Annotated in this window: 25 protein-coding genes; 8 read left to right on the forward strand and 17 right to left on the reverse strand. The window is 44.9% G+C overall.

The window, feature by feature from the left end:
- Positions 1 to 4 precede the first annotated feature (4 nt).
- The 8 genes from R7044_RS09175 (at position 5) to R7044_RS09210 (ending at position 6771) form a co-directional block, all read left to right on the forward strand.
- On the forward strand, positions 5 to 1210 hold the full coding sequence (locus tag R7044_RS09175; protein WP_033906162.1) for a type III secretion system needle length determinant: 1206 nt from the start codon (positions 5 to 7) through the stop codon (positions 1208 to 1210).
- Positions 1207 to 2175 (forward strand): SctQ family type III secretion system cytoplasmic ring protein VscQ, encoded by a 969-nt coding sequence (gene vscQ, locus R7044_RS09180; protein WP_025768125.1) that lies wholly within the window; start codon positions 1207 to 1209, stop codon positions 2173 to 2175. The genes R7044_RS09175 and vscQ overlap by 4 nt, the downstream gene beginning before the upstream one ends.
- On the forward strand, positions 2172 to 2822 hold the full coding sequence (gene vscR, locus R7044_RS09185; RefSeq protein WP_005377232.1) for a SctR family type III secretion system export apparatus subunit VscR: 651 nt from the start codon (positions 2172 to 2174) through the stop codon (positions 2820 to 2822). Before vscQ ends, vscR begins: the two co-directional genes overlap by 4 nt.
- Before the next feature lie 13 nt (positions 2823 to 2835).
- A complete protein-coding gene (gene vscS / locus R7044_RS09190; protein ID WP_005377227.1) occupies positions 2836 to 3102 on the forward strand; it encodes a SctS family type III secretion system export apparatus subunit VscS in 267 nt (88 codons plus the stop codon).
- Positions 3099 to 3884 carry a type III secretion system export apparatus subunit SctT gene (gene sctT / locus R7044_RS09195; RefSeq protein ID WP_225455488.1) on the forward strand — a complete coding sequence of 262 codons (786 nt, stop codon included), beginning with the start codon at positions 3099 to 3101 and terminating at the stop codon, positions 3882 to 3884. The genes vscS and sctT overlap by 4 nt, the downstream gene beginning before the upstream one ends.
- A gap of 15 nt (positions 3885 to 3899) precedes the next feature.
- The gene (vscU, locus tag R7044_RS09200) at positions 3900 to 4949 is read left to right on the forward strand and encodes a SctU family type III secretion system export apparatus subunit VscU (RefSeq protein WP_042523790.1); all 1050 of its coding nucleotides are present in this window, start codon (positions 3900 to 3902) and stop codon (positions 4947 to 4949) included.
- A 102-nt stretch (positions 4950 to 5051) separates the two neighbouring features.
- A complete protein-coding gene (locus tag R7044_RS09205) occupies positions 5052 to 5762 on the forward strand; it encodes a helix-turn-helix domain-containing protein (RefSeq protein ID WP_206958226.1) in 711 nt (236 codons plus the stop codon).
- 112 nt (positions 5763 to 5874) lie between these two features.
- Positions 5875 to 6771, forward strand: a complete 897-nt coding sequence (locus tag R7044_RS09210) for a DMT family transporter (protein ID WP_154204541.1) — start codon at positions 5875 to 5877, stop codon at positions 6769 to 6771.
- An 89-nt stretch (positions 6772 to 6860) separates the two neighbouring features.
- On the opposite strand, the gene R7044_RS09215 is transcribed toward R7044_RS09210, so the two are convergent.
- The 17 genes from R7044_RS09215 to R7044_RS09295 form a co-directional block, all read right to left on the reverse strand.
- The gene (locus tag R7044_RS09215) at positions 6861 to 8339 is read right to left on the reverse strand and encodes a hypothetical protein (RefSeq protein WP_042523794.1); all 1479 of its coding nucleotides are present in this window, start codon (positions 8337 to 8339) and stop codon (positions 6861 to 6863) included.
- A 9-nt stretch (positions 8340 to 8348) separates the two neighbouring features.
- Positions 8349 to 8807, reverse strand: a complete 459-nt coding sequence (locus R7044_RS09220) for a CesT family type III secretion system chaperone (RefSeq protein WP_005387141.1) — start codon at positions 8805 to 8807, stop codon at positions 8349 to 8351.
- 220 nt (positions 8808 to 9027) lie between these two features.
- The gene (gene vopR, locus R7044_RS09225; RefSeq protein ID WP_054579503.1) at positions 9028 to 10005 is read right to left on the reverse strand and encodes a type III secretion system effector VopR; all 978 of its coding nucleotides are present in this window, start codon (positions 10003 to 10005) and stop codon (positions 9028 to 9030) included.
- 10 nt (positions 10006 to 10015) lie between these two features.
- Positions 10016 to 10462, reverse strand: coding sequence for a type III secretion system chaperone (locus R7044_RS09230; RefSeq protein ID WP_033906168.1), 447 nt, complete (start codon positions 10460 to 10462; stop codon positions 10016 to 10018).
- 255 nt (positions 10463 to 10717) lie between these two features.
- Entirely contained in the window at positions 10718 to 11881 is a 1164-nt protein-coding gene (locus tag R7044_RS09235; RefSeq protein ID WP_005377207.1) for a VopS family T3SS effector adenosine monophosphate-protein transferase, read from the reverse strand.
- Between the two features lie 3 nt (positions 11882 to 11884).
- Positions 11885 to 12316, reverse strand: coding sequence for a type III secretion system chaperone (locus tag R7044_RS09240; RefSeq protein ID WP_005377206.1), 432 nt, complete (start codon positions 12314 to 12316; stop codon positions 11885 to 11887).
- A 185-nt stretch (positions 12317 to 12501) separates the two neighbouring features.
- Positions 12502 to 13140 carry an HrpE/YscL family type III secretion apparatus protein gene (locus tag R7044_RS09245; protein ID WP_005387146.1) on the reverse strand — a complete coding sequence of 213 codons (639 nt, stop codon included), beginning with the start codon at positions 13138 to 13140 and terminating at the stop codon, positions 12502 to 12504.
- Positions 13119 to 13784 carry a SctK family type III secretion system sorting platform protein VscK gene (vscK, locus tag R7044_RS09250; protein WP_005377204.1) on the reverse strand — a complete coding sequence of 222 codons (666 nt, stop codon included), beginning with the start codon at positions 13782 to 13784 and terminating at the stop codon, positions 13119 to 13121. The genes R7044_RS09245 and vscK overlap by 22 nt, the downstream gene beginning before the upstream one ends.
- Entirely contained in the window at positions 13777 to 14523 is a 747-nt protein-coding gene (gene sctJ, locus R7044_RS09255; RefSeq protein ID WP_086012989.1) for a type III secretion system inner membrane ring lipoprotein SctJ, read from the reverse strand. Before sctJ ends, vscK begins: the two co-directional genes overlap by 8 nt.
- Positions 14523 to 14867, reverse strand: coding sequence for a SctI family type III secretion system inner rod subunit VscI (vscI, locus tag R7044_RS09260; protein ID WP_005377202.1), 345 nt, complete (start codon positions 14865 to 14867; stop codon positions 14523 to 14525). The genes sctJ and vscI overlap by 1 nt, the downstream gene beginning before the upstream one ends.
- Positions 14868 to 14875: 8 nt before the next feature.
- Positions 14876 to 15511 carry a YopR family T3SS polymerization control protein gene (locus R7044_RS09265; RefSeq protein WP_005377201.1) on the reverse strand — a complete coding sequence of 212 codons (636 nt, stop codon included), beginning with the start codon at positions 15509 to 15511 and terminating at the stop codon, positions 14876 to 14878.
- On the reverse strand, positions 15508 to 15867 hold the full coding sequence (locus R7044_RS09270; protein ID WP_005377200.1) for a YscG family type III secretion system chaperone: 360 nt from the start codon (positions 15865 to 15867) through the stop codon (positions 15508 to 15510). Before R7044_RS09270 ends, R7044_RS09265 begins: the two co-directional genes overlap by 4 nt.
- Before the next feature lie 3 nt (positions 15868 to 15870).
- Positions 15871 to 16119: a type III secretion system needle filament subunit SctF gene (gene sctF, locus R7044_RS09275; protein ID WP_005377199.1), complete on the reverse strand. Its 249-nt coding sequence runs from the start codon at positions 16117 to 16119 to the stop codon at positions 15871 to 15873.
- Between the two features lie 18 nt (positions 16120 to 16137).
- Positions 16138 to 16341 carry an EscE/YscE/SsaE family type III secretion system needle protein co-chaperone gene (locus R7044_RS09280; protein ID WP_225455489.1) on the reverse strand — a complete coding sequence of 68 codons (204 nt, stop codon included), beginning with the start codon at positions 16339 to 16341 and terminating at the stop codon, positions 16138 to 16140.
- Positions 16328 to 17629, reverse strand: a complete 1302-nt coding sequence (gene sctD, locus R7044_RS09285; protein WP_005377197.1) for a type III secretion system inner membrane ring subunit SctD — start codon at positions 17627 to 17629, stop codon at positions 16328 to 16330. The genes R7044_RS09280 and sctD overlap by 14 nt, the downstream gene beginning before the upstream one ends.
- Before the next feature lie 5 nt (positions 17630 to 17634).
- Complete coding sequence (gene sctC, locus R7044_RS09290; protein ID WP_005377196.1) at positions 17635 to 19509, reverse strand: type III secretion system outer membrane ring subunit SctC; 1875 nt, start codon at positions 19507 to 19509, stop codon at positions 17635 to 17637.
- The gene (locus R7044_RS09295) at positions 19506 to 19934 is read right to left on the reverse strand and encodes a YscB family type III secretion system chaperone (protein WP_005377195.1); all 429 of its coding nucleotides are present in this window, start codon (positions 19932 to 19934) and stop codon (positions 19506 to 19508) included. Before R7044_RS09295 ends, sctC begins: the two co-directional genes overlap by 4 nt.
- Positions 19935 to 19942 lie beyond the last annotated feature (8 nt).

Consider the following 19942-nt stretch of genomic DNA (forward strand, 5'->3'; position numbering starts at 1 on the left):
CACTATGCGCATTACCCCAACAACTGAAACATCGAATACGCTGCACAAATCAACGCCGGAACAAGCGCCTCTCGAGAAGGAGGCCGAGCTTCAATCACAATTCGAGCATGCAATGACGAAGAAGCCTAGCAAGGGAAAGGAGTCTATCGTTGGGAATCCCCAAAAAAATCATACTGGCGAAGAAGACATACCGCTAAGGCATAAGACATCTCAAGGTCTAGATAAGAAACTTAACCTATCGAACCAAGAAGCCAACGCTGACAAAAACATCTCCACTTTAAAAGGTCAAAGTGACGTCGTCAGTAAGAGAGATATAGAGAAATCGCAAGACGACGCAGCAAATAGCGAAGAAATAATTAGCAAAAACAATAAATTGCTTAAACATGATGGAAAAAGCGATGGCGACACAGTTCTAAGCTCCCCTTCTACCGAGCGTGTTGATCCTCACTTTCAAGCTCATTTGAAAGATGATAAACCGACGCCGATGGATAAACATACCTCGCCGGAGTATCTCTCTACGCTTGAATCTGGCTTGCTCCCCCAAAATGCGACAGCGACAGAGCTCGCTCAAGATGGGATTAACATTGTTGGCTTAACGAAAAGGCAAACTGAAAAAACGCACAATAAGCGTGCAACTCCGCCGCTACAGAATACAGGCAAACGATCAGACCAAACTGGTGGCCTGCCTGAAACCAAGCCTCTTGAAAAAATCGTGACGAAAAGCGCACTAGTCGCCGTTAAAACGGATGAAGAAAAAGTGCCTTCTCAACCCCTTGCAAGTGCGGTAACACAAGGCGATGTCATCCTAAAAAGTGTTGCTTCGCAGGCTCAACCAAGCCCAACGCGAGACGTAAACCAATTACTCCAGCAATTGGTGGATAAAATCTATGTTGCTCTGCCAACCGCATCGGACAACAAAGAGGTTCGGCTGTTTCTAAGTGAAGGACAATTAAAAGGTGGCGAAATCCACATCAAGTTGGACGCTCAAGGGTATAGCGTGACGATTCGACAAGAGCATGCCCTTTCCATTATTAGCCAGCAAGCTAGACAAGATCTTGCTGAACGGCTAAACCGATTCGGTGGTGAGCAGCCACTTCGCTTAGCGATCAGCGAACAAACTCAACAGCTCGATCAACAACAACATGAACAACAACACTCACGCCAACAACGCAGCGTGTATGAAGAATGGCAAGCGGAGAATGACCTATGACACCGTTAATAATACCCAAAGTGGATGCAGAAAGTATCGCGCTCAGCAATCAACTTTGTGCAAAACAGTGCCACTTCCAAGGGACTGATGGTCAGAGCGTATCGATTACTGTTGCTCAAATCCCTTCATTTGAAGGGTTCCGTTTAACCACGTTGATTGGAGGGCAAACCCTACAAGTAGACTTTTCTCGTGCGCAGCTCCAACATTGGCTGAAATCGACCTTAAATGCTACTGCGTTTGAGTCCCTGCCTAACTCCCTCCAGTTAGCACTTTTGAGCTCACAGATAGAACCGCATAGTGAGGCAATCAAAGCGCTATTTGGTCAGTTACCCATTCTTAGTCAACTACAGCCGTTAGAGGCGAGCCAGGCCCAAGAGCATACTTTAATGTTAACGCTCAATAAGCCTAACGGCTCTCTTTGTTTGTGGGTTAGCGAAGGATCAGACGTGTTGTTGGATGCGCTACCAAACAGCGCTGCTCTACAAGCTCGACACCTCGCTTTACCTGTGTGGTTAAGTCTTGGAAGGACCCATTTGACGTTAAGCGAATTTAATTCGCTCGAGCTGGGAGATGTCATCTTTTTTGACGATGGTTACATCGCCAAGCAACAAGCCATTTTTCAAGTATCTAACCAGAATCTCTGGCGCTGCCAGTTAGATGACCAAACTCTTCACATTATTGAAAAAGAAACCAATATGAATGACGTAAACACTTCAGAAATGTTAACCGACCACCAGCAACTGCCTGTGGAACTCACGTTTGATATCGGCCATCAAACCATCACGCTAGAGCAGCTTAACCAGCTTCAGCCAGGGTACGTATTCGAGCTAAACCAGCCTGTATCTAAGCCGGTAACATTGCGTGCCAACGGCAAAATCATTGGTGAGTGTGAACTGGTTAATGTTAACGAACATTTAGGTGTGCGCGTACTGGAGCTGTTCGGTGGCACGCAGGAGCCAGCATGATCCAGTTACCCGACGAGCTCAATCTCATTGTCAGCTTAGCACTGCTGGCACTGATCCCATTTATCGCCATGATGGCGACGTCATTTGTGAAACTCGCCGTTGTATTCTCACTGCTGCGTAACGCTCTCGGTGTACAGCAAATTCCGCCGAATATGGCGCTTTACGGATTGGCTATCATTCTGTCAATTTTCATCATGGCTCCCGTCGGGTTTGAAACCTACGACTACGTAAAGCAGCATGATATCTCCCTTGAAGATTCTGCAAGTGTAGAAGGCCTCATTGAAAGCGGTTTACAGCCTTATCGAGAATTTTTGAAAAAGCATATTCGGGAAACCGAAGCCATATTCTTCACTGATGCTGCACGCACATTGTGGCCACAGAAGTACGTAGACCGTTTAGAGTCGGACAGCTTATTGCTCTTACTGCCCGCATTTACCGTCAGCGAGCTTACTCGCGCTTTTGAAATTGGCTTTCTGTTGTACTTACCGTTCATCGCTATTGACCTAATTGTGTCGAATATCCTACTCGCGATGGGGATGATGATGGTATCGCCAATGACGATTTCCCTCCCCTTCAAATTGTTGCTTTTTGTCTTGCTTGACGGCTGGACAAAGCTCACCCACGGCTTAGTGTTGAGTTACGGTTAATCACGGAGAAAGTATGCATTCTGCTGAAATCATTCATTTCACGACTCAAGCATTAACCCTAGTGTTGTACTTGTCATTACCGCCGATTTTAGTCGCAGCATTGGTTGGTACATTGGTGTCGCTTATTCAGGCGTTAACTCAGGTCCAAGAACAAACGTTAGGCTTTGTGGTCAAGCTTATCGCGGTCATTATTACGCTGTTCGTCACAACGCAATGGCTAGGGGCAGAGCTCCACGCCTTCGCCTCGCTTGCTATGGATAAAATTCCTCAAATACGATGAGTTATCACGACTTACACCAGGCTTTATTTTTGTACAGCCTGACGTTACCTCGGTTAATGGCATGCTTCATCTTTTTGCCTATTTTGAGCAAGCAAATGCTAGGCGGCACCATGGTGAGAAATGGTGTACTTTGCTCACTCGCGCTGTTTATATTTCCGATGATTAATCAGCAAAGCTTGCCTGCAGAAACCGAAGGCATTTGGCTGATAGTGATTTTGGGTAAGGAGGTATTAATTGGGCTATTGATAGGGTTTGTTGCTGCTATCCCTTTTTGGGCGATAGAAGCGGCCGGTTTTCTGGTCGACAACCAACGTGGGGCTGCCATGGCAAGTATGTTTAACCCAACGCTAGGCTCACAATCCACACCAACAGCGGTATTACTGACCCAAACGTTGATTACCCTGTTCTTCTCTGGCGGGGGCTTTGTCACTTTTATCTATGCGTTATTCAAAAGCTATACATCTTGGCCGATCGTGGACTTTCTCCCAACCGTTAGCGACGCATGGGTGAGCTTCTTCTACGCGCAATTTGAACAGCTTATGTGGCTTGGTGTGTTGATGTCCGCTCCATTAGTGTTGGCAATGTTTCTTGCTGAGTTTGGTCTGGCGCTTATCAGTCGTTTTGCACCGCAATTGAATGTTTTTTTCCTTGCCATGCCAATAAAAAGTGCCATCGCGAGTGTTTTACTGATCGTGTATCTCGGAATAATGATGGATCACTTTGAAGTACAGTTTTACGGCATTACCCGATTCGCAGAACAACTCAATACCATTTGGCAATAACGCTTAGGATTCTTTATGAGTGCAGAAAAAACAGAGCAACCCACCGCAAAAAAGTTACGCGATGCTCGACAGAAAGGTCAGGTTGCCAAAAGCCAAGAAATCGTATCGTCTGCATTAATTTTGGCGCTCATAATTGTACTGTTTGCGTTCGCCGATTATTACATGTCGCACATCTCAGCGCTTATTCTACTACCAAGTAAGCTTGCTTATCAGGGTTTCCAAGATGCGCTAGTCGATGTCGCTATTGCCATCGCAAAAGAAATTGCCTATCTACTCGCCCCGATTATTCTGGTTGCTGCACTCGTCGCCATCTTTTCCAATATGGGGCAGTTCGGCTTCCTATTTAGTGGTGAATCCGTTAAACCCGACATCAAAAAGATCAATCCCGTCGAAGGGGCCAAACGCATTTTTTCCCTCAAGAGTGTGATTGAGTTTATCAAGTCGATCCTTAAAGTCTCTCTTCTTTCCTGCATTATCTGGGTGACATTACGCGGTAACATCAACGCTTTAATGCAAATTCCAACTTGTGGGCTAGAATGTGTCCCGACCATTACTGGCGTCATGATTAAACAATTAATGATTATCTCTTCGGTAGGCTTCATCGTCATCGCTGCAGCAGATTTTGCGTACCAGAAGTTTGATCACACGAAAAAGCTCAAAATGAGCAAGGACGAAGTGAAGCGCGAATACAAAGAGATGGAAGGCAGTCCAGAAATAAAAAGCAAACGTCGTCAGTTGCACCAAGAGCTACAAGCCTCCAATCAACGCGAAAACGTTAAACGTTCTAATGTATTAGTTACAAACCCAACACATATCGCGGTTGGCCTTTATTACAAGAAAGGCGAAACGCCCCTGCCCGTCATCACTTTGATGGAAACCGAGGCGGTAGCCAAACGTATGGTCGCAATCGCTAAAGAAGAAGGCGTTCCTGTGATGCAAAAAGTCCCTCTTGCTCGTGCACTATACGCCGACGGCAACGTCGACCAGTACATCCCAAGCGATCTTATTGAAGCAACTGCGGAAGTGCTTCGTTGGTTGGCCTCGTTAGAGTCCGAGGCGGACTGACAAACCACATCCCATTCAAGATCTGGGCTTACAACTGCCCAGCTTTCAACCTCGATACTTTCAACGCTATAATGCGGTATCCTTTAACTGTATGTTGTTTTTATGAAATCTAGCTTAAGCATTCGCTCCTACACGAAACGTATGAGCCGACATACTCATAGTGATTATCATCAACTGGTGCTTCCTCTCCAGGGCAACATACATATTGATATGGATAGTTATGTCGGAAAGGTGGCGGTTGGCGACTGCATAGTCATCCCCAAAAGTTGTGCTCACGGTTTTAATGCCGAAGAGTCATCACGCTTTATTGTTGCGGATATGACCACTTTGCCCACTCATTTGATGGATAATAGTGTGGCTGTGTTTTCGATTAGCCCGCCTCTACTGAGCTTTATCCAATTTGTCGAAAAGCAACTTGAGTATCAGGTTAATGATGAAATTGAAAACTCAATGGTTGCAACCTTCTATCTGTTGCTAGAGCAGCAAAAGCGGTCTCGCTCCGTAGATTCGCGTATTCGAGATGTACAGGTTGTGATCGCCGAGCAGCTTGATCAGCCACTCACCATTGCCTCATTAGCGAATGCCGCTTGCTTGAGTCCGACGCAGTTTAAAAAGCTTTTTAAAGAGCAATTAAAAGTAAGCGTCCATAAGTACATTACACTACAACGTATGGAAAAAGCCAAAGCACTACTGACTCATACAGACCTTCCAGTTCAGTTGATAGCTGAACGAGTTGGCTATAGTGACCTTTCCGCGTTTAGTCGACGGTTTTCAATGCATTTTGGTATGTCTCCTAGAGAGTTTTCCCGATAGTCACTAAAATAGTCTTCTGGAACAAGTATTCCGTCTTTTCAGCACAAAACTCTCTATCGCTTTCTTTTATTCTTTCTACCCTAAAACAGCCATTCACTAGGTAGAAACTACAGTGTTAAAAAAACATTTCACCGACTATCAATTAGGAACTTTATCCATACTTTTTGCTTCAACCCTGTGGGGGACGACGGGCACCGCTGCTAGCTTGGCACCGGATGTCAGTGCTCTCGCCATTGGCGCATTTTCTATGGGTATTGGTGGTTTTATGCAAGCATGTCTATCTGCGAAGTCACTGAAGAGAGATTTTCGAAAAGTCGTACATAAGAAGAAAACGTTACTGATTAGTATTATCGCCTTAGCCACCTACCCACTGGCTTTTTATTCATCAATGCGATTCGCTGGTGTGGCTATTGGTACGGTTATTTCTATCTCCACTGCACCTTTCTTTTCTGCTTTGTTAGAGTGTCTCTTTAGCCGAAATCAGACCATAACCAAGCGCTGGGTGATGAGTTTCGCAATCGGGGTCATTGGTATTACCTTGTTGTTGGCTTCTGAGTCATCCGCAAATAGCTTATTTGATCATGATATGAAGCATTGGGGTGTATTACTTGGCCTATTGGCAGGTCTGACGTACGCCATTTACTCATGGGGAGTAAAGGCTATGATTGACCACGGCATTGAATCGCAAACGGCCATGGGAAGTGTTTTTGGTATTGGTGGAGTTTTGCTTCTACCAACACTTTTCATCACGGGTGATAATCTATTTGCATCGTCAACTAATACGACGGTCATGCTCTACATGGCCTTGATTCCAATGGGGTTAGGTTACGTCGCTTTTGGGTTTGGGTTACGATTTGTTACAGCCAGTGGAGCTAGCATACTCACGCTATTTGAACCTGTTATCGCAGCAGCACTAGCAGTTGCGATTGTTGGGGAAGAAATTTCTTTCATTGGTTGGGTTGGTATAACGTTGACACTTGTGTGTTTGTTTCTTCAGTCGAAAAGTTAAATTCAACCGATATTAGCCAGCCCCAAAAAGGAACGCTGACGGTAGATAAAGTAAGGAGCAGCACCTACTCCCTACTTTACCATTTGAAATTACACCCAGCCTTCTGCCAAGTACATCAATCGCAATTGACTTGGTGAGCCTAATTTTTCTAGCGCATCTAACTGGACGTCACTCAGGTTTGGGCATTTATCAAGATAAACTCGTCCGTTTGCTGCATCTAGGGGGAGCTTGTAGGTTAACTTTTCGTTTATTTTACTTGCTTCCCCTTTATCAATCGCTCGAACAGCTGGCATGAGCCAATCCCAATCTTCTCCTAACAGTTTTTTAAACGCCCCGTTAGCAATAGACTCGGTTTTACTTGGTGCATCCTCTGGGCTTAGCTTCAAGATAGAATCTACGTCAGGAACCAAGTGCTCACTTGGCTCTGAACCCAACATCTTTTTCAGTGTTAATCGAGCGGCTTCCATCTCTTGTGCCTCTTTAGGCGCTTGAGGAGAAGTCATTTCAGTATTCTCCTTAGGACCAAGGTACGCCATTAATGCGCGGACAGAAGCCGGATCTTGCATACTGAAGGTAAAGTCTCCTTTTGCATTGGAAACTTCAAGTCTAGGTAAAACACCAGACATTTCACCTTGCATAAGTTGCTCTTTTACTTCCGTATTTAACCCGTATGCCCCAGCTTGGTTCGCCACAAAACCACCGCCGCTCATGATAACAGTCGTTGCCGCAGAACCGATTGCCTCTTTTGCTATCGGTGTGACGCCCACCGTTGCTACAGAGCTAACACCGAACGTGCCCAGGCTCCCCGTCGCCATACCTAATGTAGCTCCAATGCCACCTTCAGCCGACAGTACCGCATGACCTTGAGCCAAGGTTTGCTGCATCGGCATAGAAAGACGTTGATCTCGCCCTGGCAGCTGTGAAATTTGTTCTAACTGATGATGGTAAGCCTCAGCATCACCATTTACGGCCGCTTTGTGTAGCTCTCGACCTGTAGAAATCAATAAGCCAACGCCAGGTAATGCCAAGTTAATAACGGCGTTAACACCAGAACCTTTTAGCTTTTCTTTGCCCATCTGCAGCAGTTCAGCAGCAAAGCCATCCATTTTTCCCGGATACTGGGCTTCTAAGCTTACCTGCATACGCGGATCTTTGCTGATCGCATCAAACGTATTTTTAAGCTGCTGGTACGTATCGCTGCTCACTTTTATTTCATCCAATAGGCTGACAACTTCTAAGATTTTACGCTCAGTAAGTGGCTCACCGCGATAGCCTGAAGGACTCACTAGGGAGTAAGCCAACAGCGCAACCTCAGGTTTTTCTTGCTTAAGTAGCGCCTGCTTTAAATCAAGGTGAGTTTTGATGTTTTCTTGGAAAAACTTAGTGTATTTGCTTCTCAATACGCCTTCGTGAATAGAAGCAAACTTGTGACCTTTGTGGAATGTGGAAGGTTCTTTTACTTCACCTCTTTTACTGATCACTCGGTCATCTTTTTGCGCAGCAACTGCACGAAACTGCTCTAGATCAGGTACTGGGCTTTGGCTGATTTTTTGTGTTGTATTAACCATTTTTCTCTCCTACACACGAAGTGATTGAACATGAGCTTGTTCATGATTAGAGGTGGTTGGAATCGCTTGATCCAACATTGCGAAACGCGCTTGCCACAGCTCGGCCTGTTCAATAACTTCGTGAAACCAAGCGGTAAGGTTCGTCGTATTTAGATGCTCAACGGGTTTACGTCCTGCTAAGACAAGCTGTCGACCATTTGGAGCTAAAGCAAGTGCGAGGCTGCCACTACCAATTCCTTGATAGTTAGCATGAGCAAGAAGCTCTAAACCTTTTAGTCGTTGTTCACCGGATTTTTCTAACCCTCCGAACGTTACAGACAGCATCAAATCATCCGTATCTGTAGCGATGAAATACAACATGTAGCGATCATCGACCAGTAGCTGACAACGTTCATTTTCTTCAAAATTCAGTTCGGGCAACTCATTGAGTTGGCAAAACTCCAAGAGCAGTTGTTGAATCGTGTTCATAACTTTTTCCTTTTGTTTCAATAACTCTATTGAACAACGATTGCAGATTGAACGATGTCGGTAATGGCTTTATTTTTGTCACTTTTTCGCCTTCATTGTGAGGTTTTCCGCAGAAATCTCGCTCTAAAAACGAGTTGCCAGAGTAATAAAAAAGAGCTGCTCTTTCAATAAAGGTTAGATGCTTAGCATGGTGTATTTGCTCACTTCTTTTGCAGAGTGACTAACCCAGTTTATGGCTATCAAAAATGACTTCTGTTGGCGGGAACATATTCGAAACAGGTGGTCGTTGTGCATCTCCAAACATTGGTGCACCGAATGCAGATGTCGCCCACGGGTCAACAATTTTCACATCCTTACTCCACGTTGATGGATCTTTTATGTCGCTCCCCTCTTGTCGACCAACCAGTACATAAAGGTGTGTACCTGAATGACCCTTTTTAAACGCAACCACTTCTACTTTGGGTTCACTTTCAGGTGTTCCTGACATGCCTTGAATCATCTCAGCGGCGGCAGCAAAAGCAAATGTAGTACAGCAGCCGGCTTTCGCGGTTTGTACTGCCTTAGCAATGTTCTGTAGAGTGCTTAATTGCGGTGCGGTTCCTCTTTGTGCTGCAGCTTGAACTCCGTTTGCGGACATCGTCGCTCTGTGATCTTGCATGATTCGCGCTTGATCCGCGTGAAGCTCTTTTAGTCGTGGCTTTCCTTTTGTTTCATAAAACTGTGACCCCTTAACACCGAACGTATTTAAGTCCGTACAGGCAAAATCACCAAGCTTTTGAAGGTTGGCTTTATGTTCGTTGATAAGCGCGACACTCGATGAGGCTTTATTGGTTTTGGAAGAAGAGGCTGCCGTTTGTGCCGTTGGCCAATTTGAGCTAGGGCCAGACGACAATCTCTCAAGATTTTTCAGGCTCCCAAGCGTTAACTTGTTCTCACCGTTCAACACATTTTTCAGCATGAGCTTCGCAACATCTTTAGGAATACCCTGCTTAGTAAGCAGGTTCACTACAATATCTTTCGCTTTATTCTGGTGGCTAATACGCGCGCTGATACTTTTATTTTTTGGTGCACCCTCTTTAACAAAAATATCTTTGCCGTTGTGTGCTCGAACCTCTTTGTCGTCAGCCTGATTTTGTGTCGCCAAATGTGACGTTAACTGACTCAACGAGTGCATGTGCGATGTATTAATATTGACCATGTGTGATGCCTTAAACTTGAATAAATGCGTGTACGTCTGTTTGGCTAAAATCTACAACCGTGTTGTTTTGAAATAACTGTCCCCAAGTATCAACTAATTCATTCAACTGAATGATTAAGTTAGCAATGTTGGTGAGTTCACTTCCAGCCGCGATAGCAACTTGAAGAACAACGTCTTTGCGTGTTGGATTCACACAAAACTGCACACCACCTGTTTCTCGATACAAGAAGTTGTATTCAAGTAAAACTTGAAGTTTATCTAGCGTAATATCATCTTGTTCTATAAGCAGGTTTTTGGAAATCAATAACTCGCCTTTTTCCTCTACGAGCAGAACATCGACACTGTTGTTTTCAGCAAAATGCAGTGACCACATTTGATCGTCATACGCTGTCACGCGCTCAAGGTTCAGCACTTCTCCTAGCTCAGAGAGAAGCATATTAATCTTTCCTGTATCCATGTTGTGTCCTGTCTAATTTATTATAACTAAGTGACATCGATATATTTATTTCAGCGAAGCCACTTGGGTATAACGGCTCATTTAAATAAGCGAATAAGGATAAAAGAGATTTTATGGCGAGATAGAAACCGACACTTTATTTCAACGTCTCATTTTTATTGCTATTAGCCGTTTTATTGAGAAGAAAAATTAAGGTTAAGCTGGAAAATAAAAGAGCGGCAATCGCCGCTCCAAAAATTAAATAGAAGTAGAAAATCACTTAATACCGTGAAGGCTATTTTCTGCATCCATAGCTAAAGGATTGAACGAGTCGTTACGAAGTTCTGCTATCGCGTATAGCATGCGCCCCATGCGACCATTTCCATCGGTAAAGCCATGGTACCCGATAACTCCGGCGAACAAATGTTTACCTAAGTCTTTATCTTCTACAGGGTTCTCTTTCAAAAAGCCTTCAATGTGCTGCTTTAACATGCCCTCACCGCCAATACTTGACGGCAAAGTGCCACCCGAAATATTTGGCCCTCGGTAATCACGCTCAACATTAGGCACCAATCGAGCGTGTAGCTCTTTTAGGTTTTCCATATTCAATAAATCTTTACCATTAGACGCGTATTCTTTCAGTAAAGACGTAATATTTTCGGCATCGTTTCCTTTAGAGTTAGAAGCATTAATGATCCACGCCGCAGCTCTTTCAACATTATTGGTTACGCCACTTTTGTTAAACGCACCCTCCGCCAGTCCTTCAGCGTATACACCTTGGCTTAGATCGGTGCTTGCTAGACCTTCGATATGACGTTGCGCCGATTTAAGATGCATCACCTCCATATCAAACACCGCTTGCATTTGATTAATGCTACCTGCCGGGTTTTTCTGCGCTGCAGATACACCACCGCCGTAGTCTTTTACTACACGTCCAGCAAGCGACTTCGCTGCACTTTCGCCAATCAGTGATGTGAGGTTTTTACCAGAATCGGTTTCTAACATTGCCTCTGTCATCGCTCGCTCTGCTAACTGGTTTAGCTCAGCAGAGTTCGACTGAACTGATTTACTGTCTAACTTCGCAAAGGCATTTAAGACATCTGATGCGGTTTTTATGCTTCCATCTTTGAAGAACATTTGTCCATGCTCAACAGAAGAAGCAGCTTGTAAACGCTGAGCTTGTCCTTGCTCATTATCAAATACGGCTTTTGTAAGGGCTTTCGCTACCGATTGTGGGCTACCTTCGCGAAACAGTTTTCCTGTCGCTTCAAAAAATCGCGCTACTGCACCATTCGTAGGATTGGCGCGAGTAAATTCTTGGGTCGCTGCGTTGATTTGGTATTCTTTGCCACCAATACTCAGCTTACCTTGGTTAAGTATCTCGTTACGAGCTTGCGGCATGGCAGCCTGCAACGCGCTAACACTTCCAAAACTGATCATGTTTTAAACCCTTAATGTGGAAAAATGAGTGGTATTCGTTTCCGGTACTTCGGTTGTTTTATTGGTTACTTCTTGTGTATTCGCACTTTTTAACCACTCGATGAAATTCGCAAATGACTCATCGAAAAAAGATGCAGTTAGCAGTTGCTGAGGCAGGTGTATGAAACCGATATATCCGGTCTCTTCCTCCCAGCATACCGCTGGAGAGCCTTGCGTTAAGGCATCTTTCATATGTTGATGCAAAATATCAGCACTCGGTTTATTACCTGAAATCAGCCCGATAAGCGTCACACGATCTTCTTGTGCACGAATTGTGATTGCTGTGTTTTGCTCAACGAGTAGATGGCAACAATCATCCTCATCAAAAACCAACGGCTCCAATTGGCAGCGGCTGGCAAAATCTGTCAGTAAAGAAGTTATAAATCCATTAGCCATTCGACTAAATAATCCTATTTTTGTTGTTTTAGATGCGCTGCTTAGTTGCAAGACTTATCAACTAAGCAGCTTTCTTAGGTGTATTCTTAAGGATTTATGGCAGTGAATATTTTAGAAATGGTCGGATTTTTTTTGTTTAAAGGCATTAAAATGAAAAAACTCAGCAAGTGCTGAGTTTTTGAGGTTCATTCATGAATCGTAATTTTACGCTCGCTGAGCTGCTTCACCATGGCTTGCTTTAATGCATGCAGCTGTCCATCAATACTAGCGTCGATGATCCCAACTTCTGTTTCCAAAATGCAGCCTCCATTTTTCAAGCGCGCATCTGCTACCACGTCAACGTAACCGACTTCAGGGAAATCACTTAATACACCAGCCACCTTTTCTCTCACCTCAACAACCTGCTCTGGGTGGACATGTAAAATGACCTGCTTTTGGTTACTCACCAGTTGCAACGCTTCTCGAACTACACTCACCGTGGTATCGACATCATCGAAGGTATCGATGATCTTACGTACTGCTTCTAACACCACACCTGTCATTTTTTCTTCGACTTGCTGATAGTAGTCATTACAACGTGCTAAGGTTTCAACCATCGTTTGCGCATTTTCAATCTTGGCTTGTGCAAGGCCATCTTGATAACCACGTTGTTTTTCGGTTTCGTAGGCTTGTTGGGCATTAGCAATGATGCTTTCAGCTTTGGAGTTCGCGGCTTCAACTAAGTGTTGCGAATCCAGATAACTGGCATAATCTTTCGCTTTCAGCACCTTTAAGCCAGGTGCCAGCTGCAAATTGTCTGTTTTTATTTCAACAAATGAAACCATTGAGGAATAACCTGTTTTGCGATTTTTTTTGTGAGTCGATACGCCAGATCTCGTTGATCCGCTTCCAACCAGTTAGCTGTTTCTGCGTTTTCGCTAAGTTGCTTTTCCAATTTGAATTGCCAACGAAGAACAACATCTTCCGGTGAGTTAATCAAAATAAACCTCATCCAAAAATATCCCAGCGCCCTCATGCTTGCTTCAACAGACCTTTCATCCAGTAGTTCTGGTAACGAACGCTGCCAGCCTTGCGGCCAGCAGGATAACAGCATCGGCCCGTTTTGAATTAAGAACCGAGCGCCTTCCAAACCAAAAACGTTGTTCAGAACCTGTTTAGGATGTTTTAAGACAACGCTTCGCATCGCAACACAATGCAAAGCTCCACCCACCATCAATACGAGTTGATTCAACGCGTCTGTCGGGAGCAATGCCAAACTATGACAAGGTCTGTTAAAAGCCGTCTCAGGAACGGGAGATAACGCCCACTCATTGATACACCATTGGTTGAACATGGGGTTATCTCTCCAACCTTCGATATTTAGTAACCAAGGCTGCTTTTGCTCTATCCAACTTCTATGGATGTACTGGCAAGGCGCATAGTTAAACTGGTGTTGTACCTGCGCGAGTGGTGTTTCTGGTTTAACCACGCTTCGTGTTCCTACGACACCATGTAAAAGTAGCGATATTCGAGCCGATGAGTGCCGCTACCAAGAACACCAAAATGGCGATAAGATTATTCGCCGTCTCTTTGGTGACCTGAACCGACAAAATGCTTTTAAATTGATTGTTTTGAGTAGCAACTCGAACCTCTGATGAGGGTACCATCACTACGCTGATTCGATCGTAGTTCAGCCCCTCAATGCTATTGTTCACTAATAATTTGATCTGCGGAACATATGAATCAAGCGCAATATCTGCTGCGTGTTTAATAAATACGGAGGCAGAAGCTGGAGTTGGGCGCTCTCCTGGACGCAGATCTTGATCTTCCAAAACAACATGAACACGTGCCACCAGCACGCCATCAATCTGAGATAAGGTTGACGAGAGCTCTTGAGATTTCGCGTATACCAAACGTGCTCGTTCTGCTAATGGTGACGAGATCAAATCGTCTTTGGGAAACACTTCTTTCAGTGTGGAAAACTGCTCTCTTGGATAACCTTTTCGCTTTAGCGCATCTACCGCGAAGGCGATTTGAGAACTGTCTACCATTAACTTGACGGTGTTGTCTTTGTCAGGTTCTTTTGTTGCAACGACACCTTCGGATAGTAAGATCGACAACATCTCATTACCCTCTTTCTGAGTAACGTTGGTGTATAGCTCGGTCTGACAACCTACCAGAAACAACGTGAGCATGATGAAAACTGCTCTCATTTTATTCATCATCACTATTGTGCCTTCAATAACGTTTCTACGTTTTGTGTGGTTTTACCCACGGTTTTCGCGATCAGCTCTTCTTGAAAAGTAATGCGTGTCAATGCCCACTGCATTTGCAGCAATTGCGCCGGATCATCACCCACCATCTTCATGTTGTCTTGCAGGTTACTTTTCGCGTTATCGATAGTGTTTTTCAACTCGCTGATGTTTTCTAGCAAACCGCCCTCCAGGCCATTATTTGCCTCGGGAACCGACATAGCTTGCTCAAAACGTTCGCTTAAACCGTCTTCGACTTGCGCATCCTGTAACTTATCAATGTTGGTTTGCATCACCTCGGTGTACTGCGTGTTTATCATATGTACTCCTAAGATAAATCTAACTTGTGACTGTGAGTCATGATGTTTTTCACCATCGCATTTTTTTGGATCATGAAGCTAAGTTCATCACGAACCATGTCCAGTGTTGATGCCATATCAGGTAACGACTTCAACTCTGCCCAGCAATGCCATAAGGCTTGTTCTTTCTGGGCACCCAGTGGAAAATGCTGCGCTAGCATTGCTTTTAGTGCTGTTTTATCAGCAGGTGGTTCGGCAATAAGCTGTCCCGAAAAATTCCCTAGTAACTCCTGCTTCAACACCTTTAACAAATCAGATTGTGGCTGCTCGTTGCCTTTTGCACTCTTCGCCTCATGAAAGGCGTACCACATTGCCTCTCGTTTAACTTGAGGGTCGGAGAACGCTTCATTTAACGATGATAAGACACTTTGTTTACTGACAACCTCTGCGTCTTTTAATGATTCGTACCACGCTTTAATCTCCGCCAGTTTGGCTTCTGTTTTCTCTAGCGTCTCTTTTGGAGAAACATGTGAAACTTGCTCTTGCTTGTTACTTCGCTCCATGAGTGCTTTCATCTTGTCTTCATCGCTCCGCTCATAATGGCGCGACTCCGACTGACGCAAAGATTGGTGTTGAAGACTTAGGTTACTTGAATCAATGATCATCCAAGATTCCTAATGTCCTGAGAAAAGCTCGCAGCAAATGCTTGGCTTTCTTCGCTTCCTTGTGACGCAAGTTCTACCCAGCTTTCCGCTTTGCTCAGTAAACCGGCTTTGGCAGAAGCAAGAGCCGCTAAGCTGATCAGATCTGGATAGGCGTTACAAAGTGGTTCGAGTAATTGATGAGCCTCTTCATACAAGCCTTTATTCATGAGGCTCATTGCACGAATCATCGCAACGGTCTCTTCAGAACCTGAGCTTGCTTCAAGGCCATCTGCAATGGTGTTGGCTTCTTGATGACGATGCATACCTGTTGCCATCAGCGCGATTTCAGCCAGCAGTTGGCGCGTTTCTCGTTCCATGCTTTACACCTTCTGGAGAATCGACTGCATCACATCTTTAATCGCACGAGTGGTGGTCGCATTGATATTGTAAACAACAGACCATTTGTTGATCGCGTGCTGAAGCTCGGCAAGCTTTGATGGATCATCGGCATTGGTTTCTAGGTTCTTGATGGCTGCCGTCACTTCTGTGTTGGCATCTTTCGCTTGTTGTTCTAACTTAGCTTTAACATCATCAAGGTTTACACTGTTACTAGCATCGTAAAATGACATAAGACTTCCTCGTATTTTTTAGTTAGCTTCGTATGATTCAACGACCGCATGGGCGGCTGTGTAAGCTTCATACTGTTTGAGTAGCAATTGGTACTGCTGTGGTGAGCACCCTAAATCCAACTGACGTTTCACCATCGCTTGTGCTTCTAAGAGCTTGCTCTTAATCTTGTGCACTTCCGCACCGTTTGTGTCGTTATTTAAAATTTGTTCAAGATTTGTCATTGTTCGTCTCACCTTCATATCCAAGTTCTATTGTTATCACCCGCCCGCCTTTAACCAACTCAATACCAGCAGGTGTAACACTGGATATTCGGTAGCCCTGAGGCGTTCTTGCACCGACCATATAGCGAACGTTATCGGTCAGAATCACATATGGAACCTGGCCAAAGTTGACGCTACGAAACGGGAAATCGATGTTGGTGCCTTTACTCACCTTAGGTATGGATTTCAAAACTAAGTACGGTTTCTCACCATATTGTTCCCGGAAGTCTCGGGTCACACCGTAAAATCGAGTCGTTTCGATATCATCAAGCTCACCACGAACTTCGATGCGATCACCGCTGGTGACCAACTGGACTTTTTTCAGTAACTCCGCATCCGTCAATAACGCTTTTAGCGTATCCATGTAGGCACCCGCTCGCTGCAGTTCAACCTTCCACGCAATAAGACCCGGCACGTCTCGCTCCAAGATTTGTTCAACTTGGTTCCAGCGGCTTGCATCATCGATATAGCCCGTCAGCAGCAGTGTGCCGGTCTCATCGCCATTTTCGACTTTCACTTGGTGATAGCCGAGGTTGCGCAAAATAAATCGAACCCCGCGACGGATTTCTTCCATCGTTCTTAAGTCACTTTTGTAATTGATGCCCAATACATCAATTCGACCAAGCAGATCGAGTTTCTGTGTTCGGTCTTCAACATAGCCCTCTAAGACTGCTTGGCGTGCGGCGGCATTCCATTCCACACGAACGTCGCTAAGTTTGAGCTCGCCTAAGATGTTACGTACCAAAACAATGGGTTCTGCTTCTGTAACAATTTCATTGTTGTTTCCGTTAGCTTGGCTGTACCACATACCGGCAAAAATGACACTCGGGACAAAACTACAGAGCAAAGCGATGAGCGTTGTTTTTTTCCAGCTAGAGCGTTGCACAGCAACCACAGGTGTATTCTGTTGGCTAGATTCGTCGCTGACGTTACTCACAATTAACGCATCTTCCGCGTATCCCAGAGCGAACTTCACAACGCCGACCGAGACAACAGCATGGCGTGACAACTCGATACCATCACCTGCAACAGCGATGTCTTCACTGTTAATATTTGCCTCTTCGCAGCCTCGTAAAATGACCGAGTCTTGCTGGCAAACGAGGGTGAAATGGTTCGCTTCGACCCCAGCATCAGACAGTACAAGATCAGCAATAAAGTCGTCACTGCCAAGCACGAGAGCACCTTCAGGTAAGGTGACTTCTACTCCGGTATGCACGCCTGATAAAATACGAATTTTCCATTGCTGCATCGCGGTTAAGACTCCTCTGAAGGGCGCACACACTCACTTTGTGAGTCATCACATTCCAATACTTTCACCCGCCAACCCTTTTGCCCTGTTGGTAATTGGCACTGCGTTAATTGAGACGACTTTTGCTGTGACAATAAGTCTTGTTGATAGCGCTCGGCTTGAACCCTCGATGTGCAGCTATATACTTCCACTACCGATTTAAATTCAGCGCTATTGTTGGAGATGTTGTTAAGCTTGCCGATACTTGGTCGCAAGTCATATTCGTTGCCAATCAACACACTATCGCCAATACCATCCACAACAATTCGAGGTTCTAAAATAAACATTCGTACTGTGCGGCGCTTAGTGTTGGTATTACTTCTAAACAGCGCGCCTAAATATGGGATGTCTCCTAGCAATGGCACTTTACGTAACTGATGGCTCACTTCATCTCGGTACACACCACCGATAAGTAAGCTTTGCCCTTGTTTAACCGTCGCTAAGGTGCTGATTTCAGTTTTACGAACGGAAGGAAGATCATCGACGCCACCATCAGCGATCTTTGCACCGTCTTCGAGATGAAGGCTCAGGTTAATTTCAGGTCGTGCAGCAAATCTATCACCAACGATACGTGGGACAATTCTCAGTAACGTGCCATACGTGACCTCTTCCAGCGCTGCGGTTTCTTTACCAACCAGCTTGACGTAAAAAGTGCTGCTGTTGTTCAGTACCGCTTCGACATTTTCCTGAGTTAACAATGTTGGTCTTGAAACCACTTGAGCACTGCCTTTGGATTCCAATAAACGAATTTGAGCCAGCAAGTAATTTAGGTTGGTTGAATCAAGCAAGGACTTAAAGTTCTGTCCACTGCCGAGCGTCACATCCCCCGAATTCACATCACCTGTTGTTTTGATATCGACAATGCGGTTGTTTCCGACAGACACTCCCGCTCGCCAATCCACGCCTAACTGACTTAAATCGTTGGCACTGATATCGACAATCGATAGCGCGACTTCAATTCTTGATTGCGGCTGGTCTAATTGCGCGACCAGTTTACGATAGAGCGGTAATCGTGCTTGAGTATCACGAACGATAATCGCATTAAGACCCGGCTCTGCTTCAACTGTTGCGCCACCATGAACTGAGGCGGTTTTATTACTTTTTACAGGCTTATCTGGACTGGTAACTTCTTTGCTAGACGCACTCGCCACTTGCGTTTGAACACCAGACACGACCCGTTTTAACACCGATGCGATGCCCGGGACCGTAATTGTCTGATCTCGATATGCAATTTCTCTATCCGTTGCAGAAGCGTACTTCAAAGGAATTATCTCAACGAATAATTCGTCGGTTGAATTCGATTTCTGCAGCAAGCGCGTTTCCAATGCCTCCGCCGTTTGTACCACTAAGTCGACATAACGTGGAGGACCCGCAAGATAGACTAACCCTTTGCTCTCAGCAGCTCTCCAACCATAACGAGAATCCCAAACGCCGGTGGAAATTAACGTACTGCGTAGCTCTCTAGCCGTAAGTAATTCCAATTGAAGTAAACGTGAGCGAGTTTCTGTCGCCTTATAGACATGTAAGACGGCTCCATCGAAATACCACATCAAGTTGTACACTTGCGATAAGTAATCGAGGAATTCCGCCGGATCTTCAGGGGTAAAACGCCCATTCACTCGATCGTTGACTTTGTCACTAACAGAAACCGAGACACGATAATTTGCACCGAAGTTATTCAACAACTCTTTTAATGAGTCATTATCTGCATAGTAGCGGAACGGTTGTTCGGGCCAGTGTAAGTCTGTTGCTTGCGCGTATCCCAAAGGAACAACACTCACTGCGCATAACAATGCCTTTGTTGCAGCACGCCTAATGTTGGGAAAGATTTTTAGCATCATGGTAACCACACTGTATGGTTGATTGTGTGGTTCACGCGTTCTTGTTCCAATAATGCAATGTAACGCTCACATAGATTGACGTGCTTAGAAAGCAAAGCAGAGAACCGTTCCACCGAACAGTCCTCAACCCTTACTTTACTTTGCAAAATCAATTGCTGATCATCATTGGTTGTCAGTACGCCGCCATCCTCACGAATGGTTTTTAATGAGAGCTGCATGCAACGTTGTAACGCTTGTTCTTGTTGATAATCTAGATGCTCTTTAAACTGGAAGGGTAACGTCGCTTCCCATAAAATCCATGACGCATGTTGCTTGATGGTCAGTGATAACTGGTCAACCTCGATGTTGTAAGAACCATTTTCTGAGGCAATAAAATCCCCTACCTTTAGCGCTTCCGCTAAAGATTTCATCATCTTATCTAACATTTAACGCC

The organism is Vibrio sp. 1402 (genome assembly GCF_033340275.1).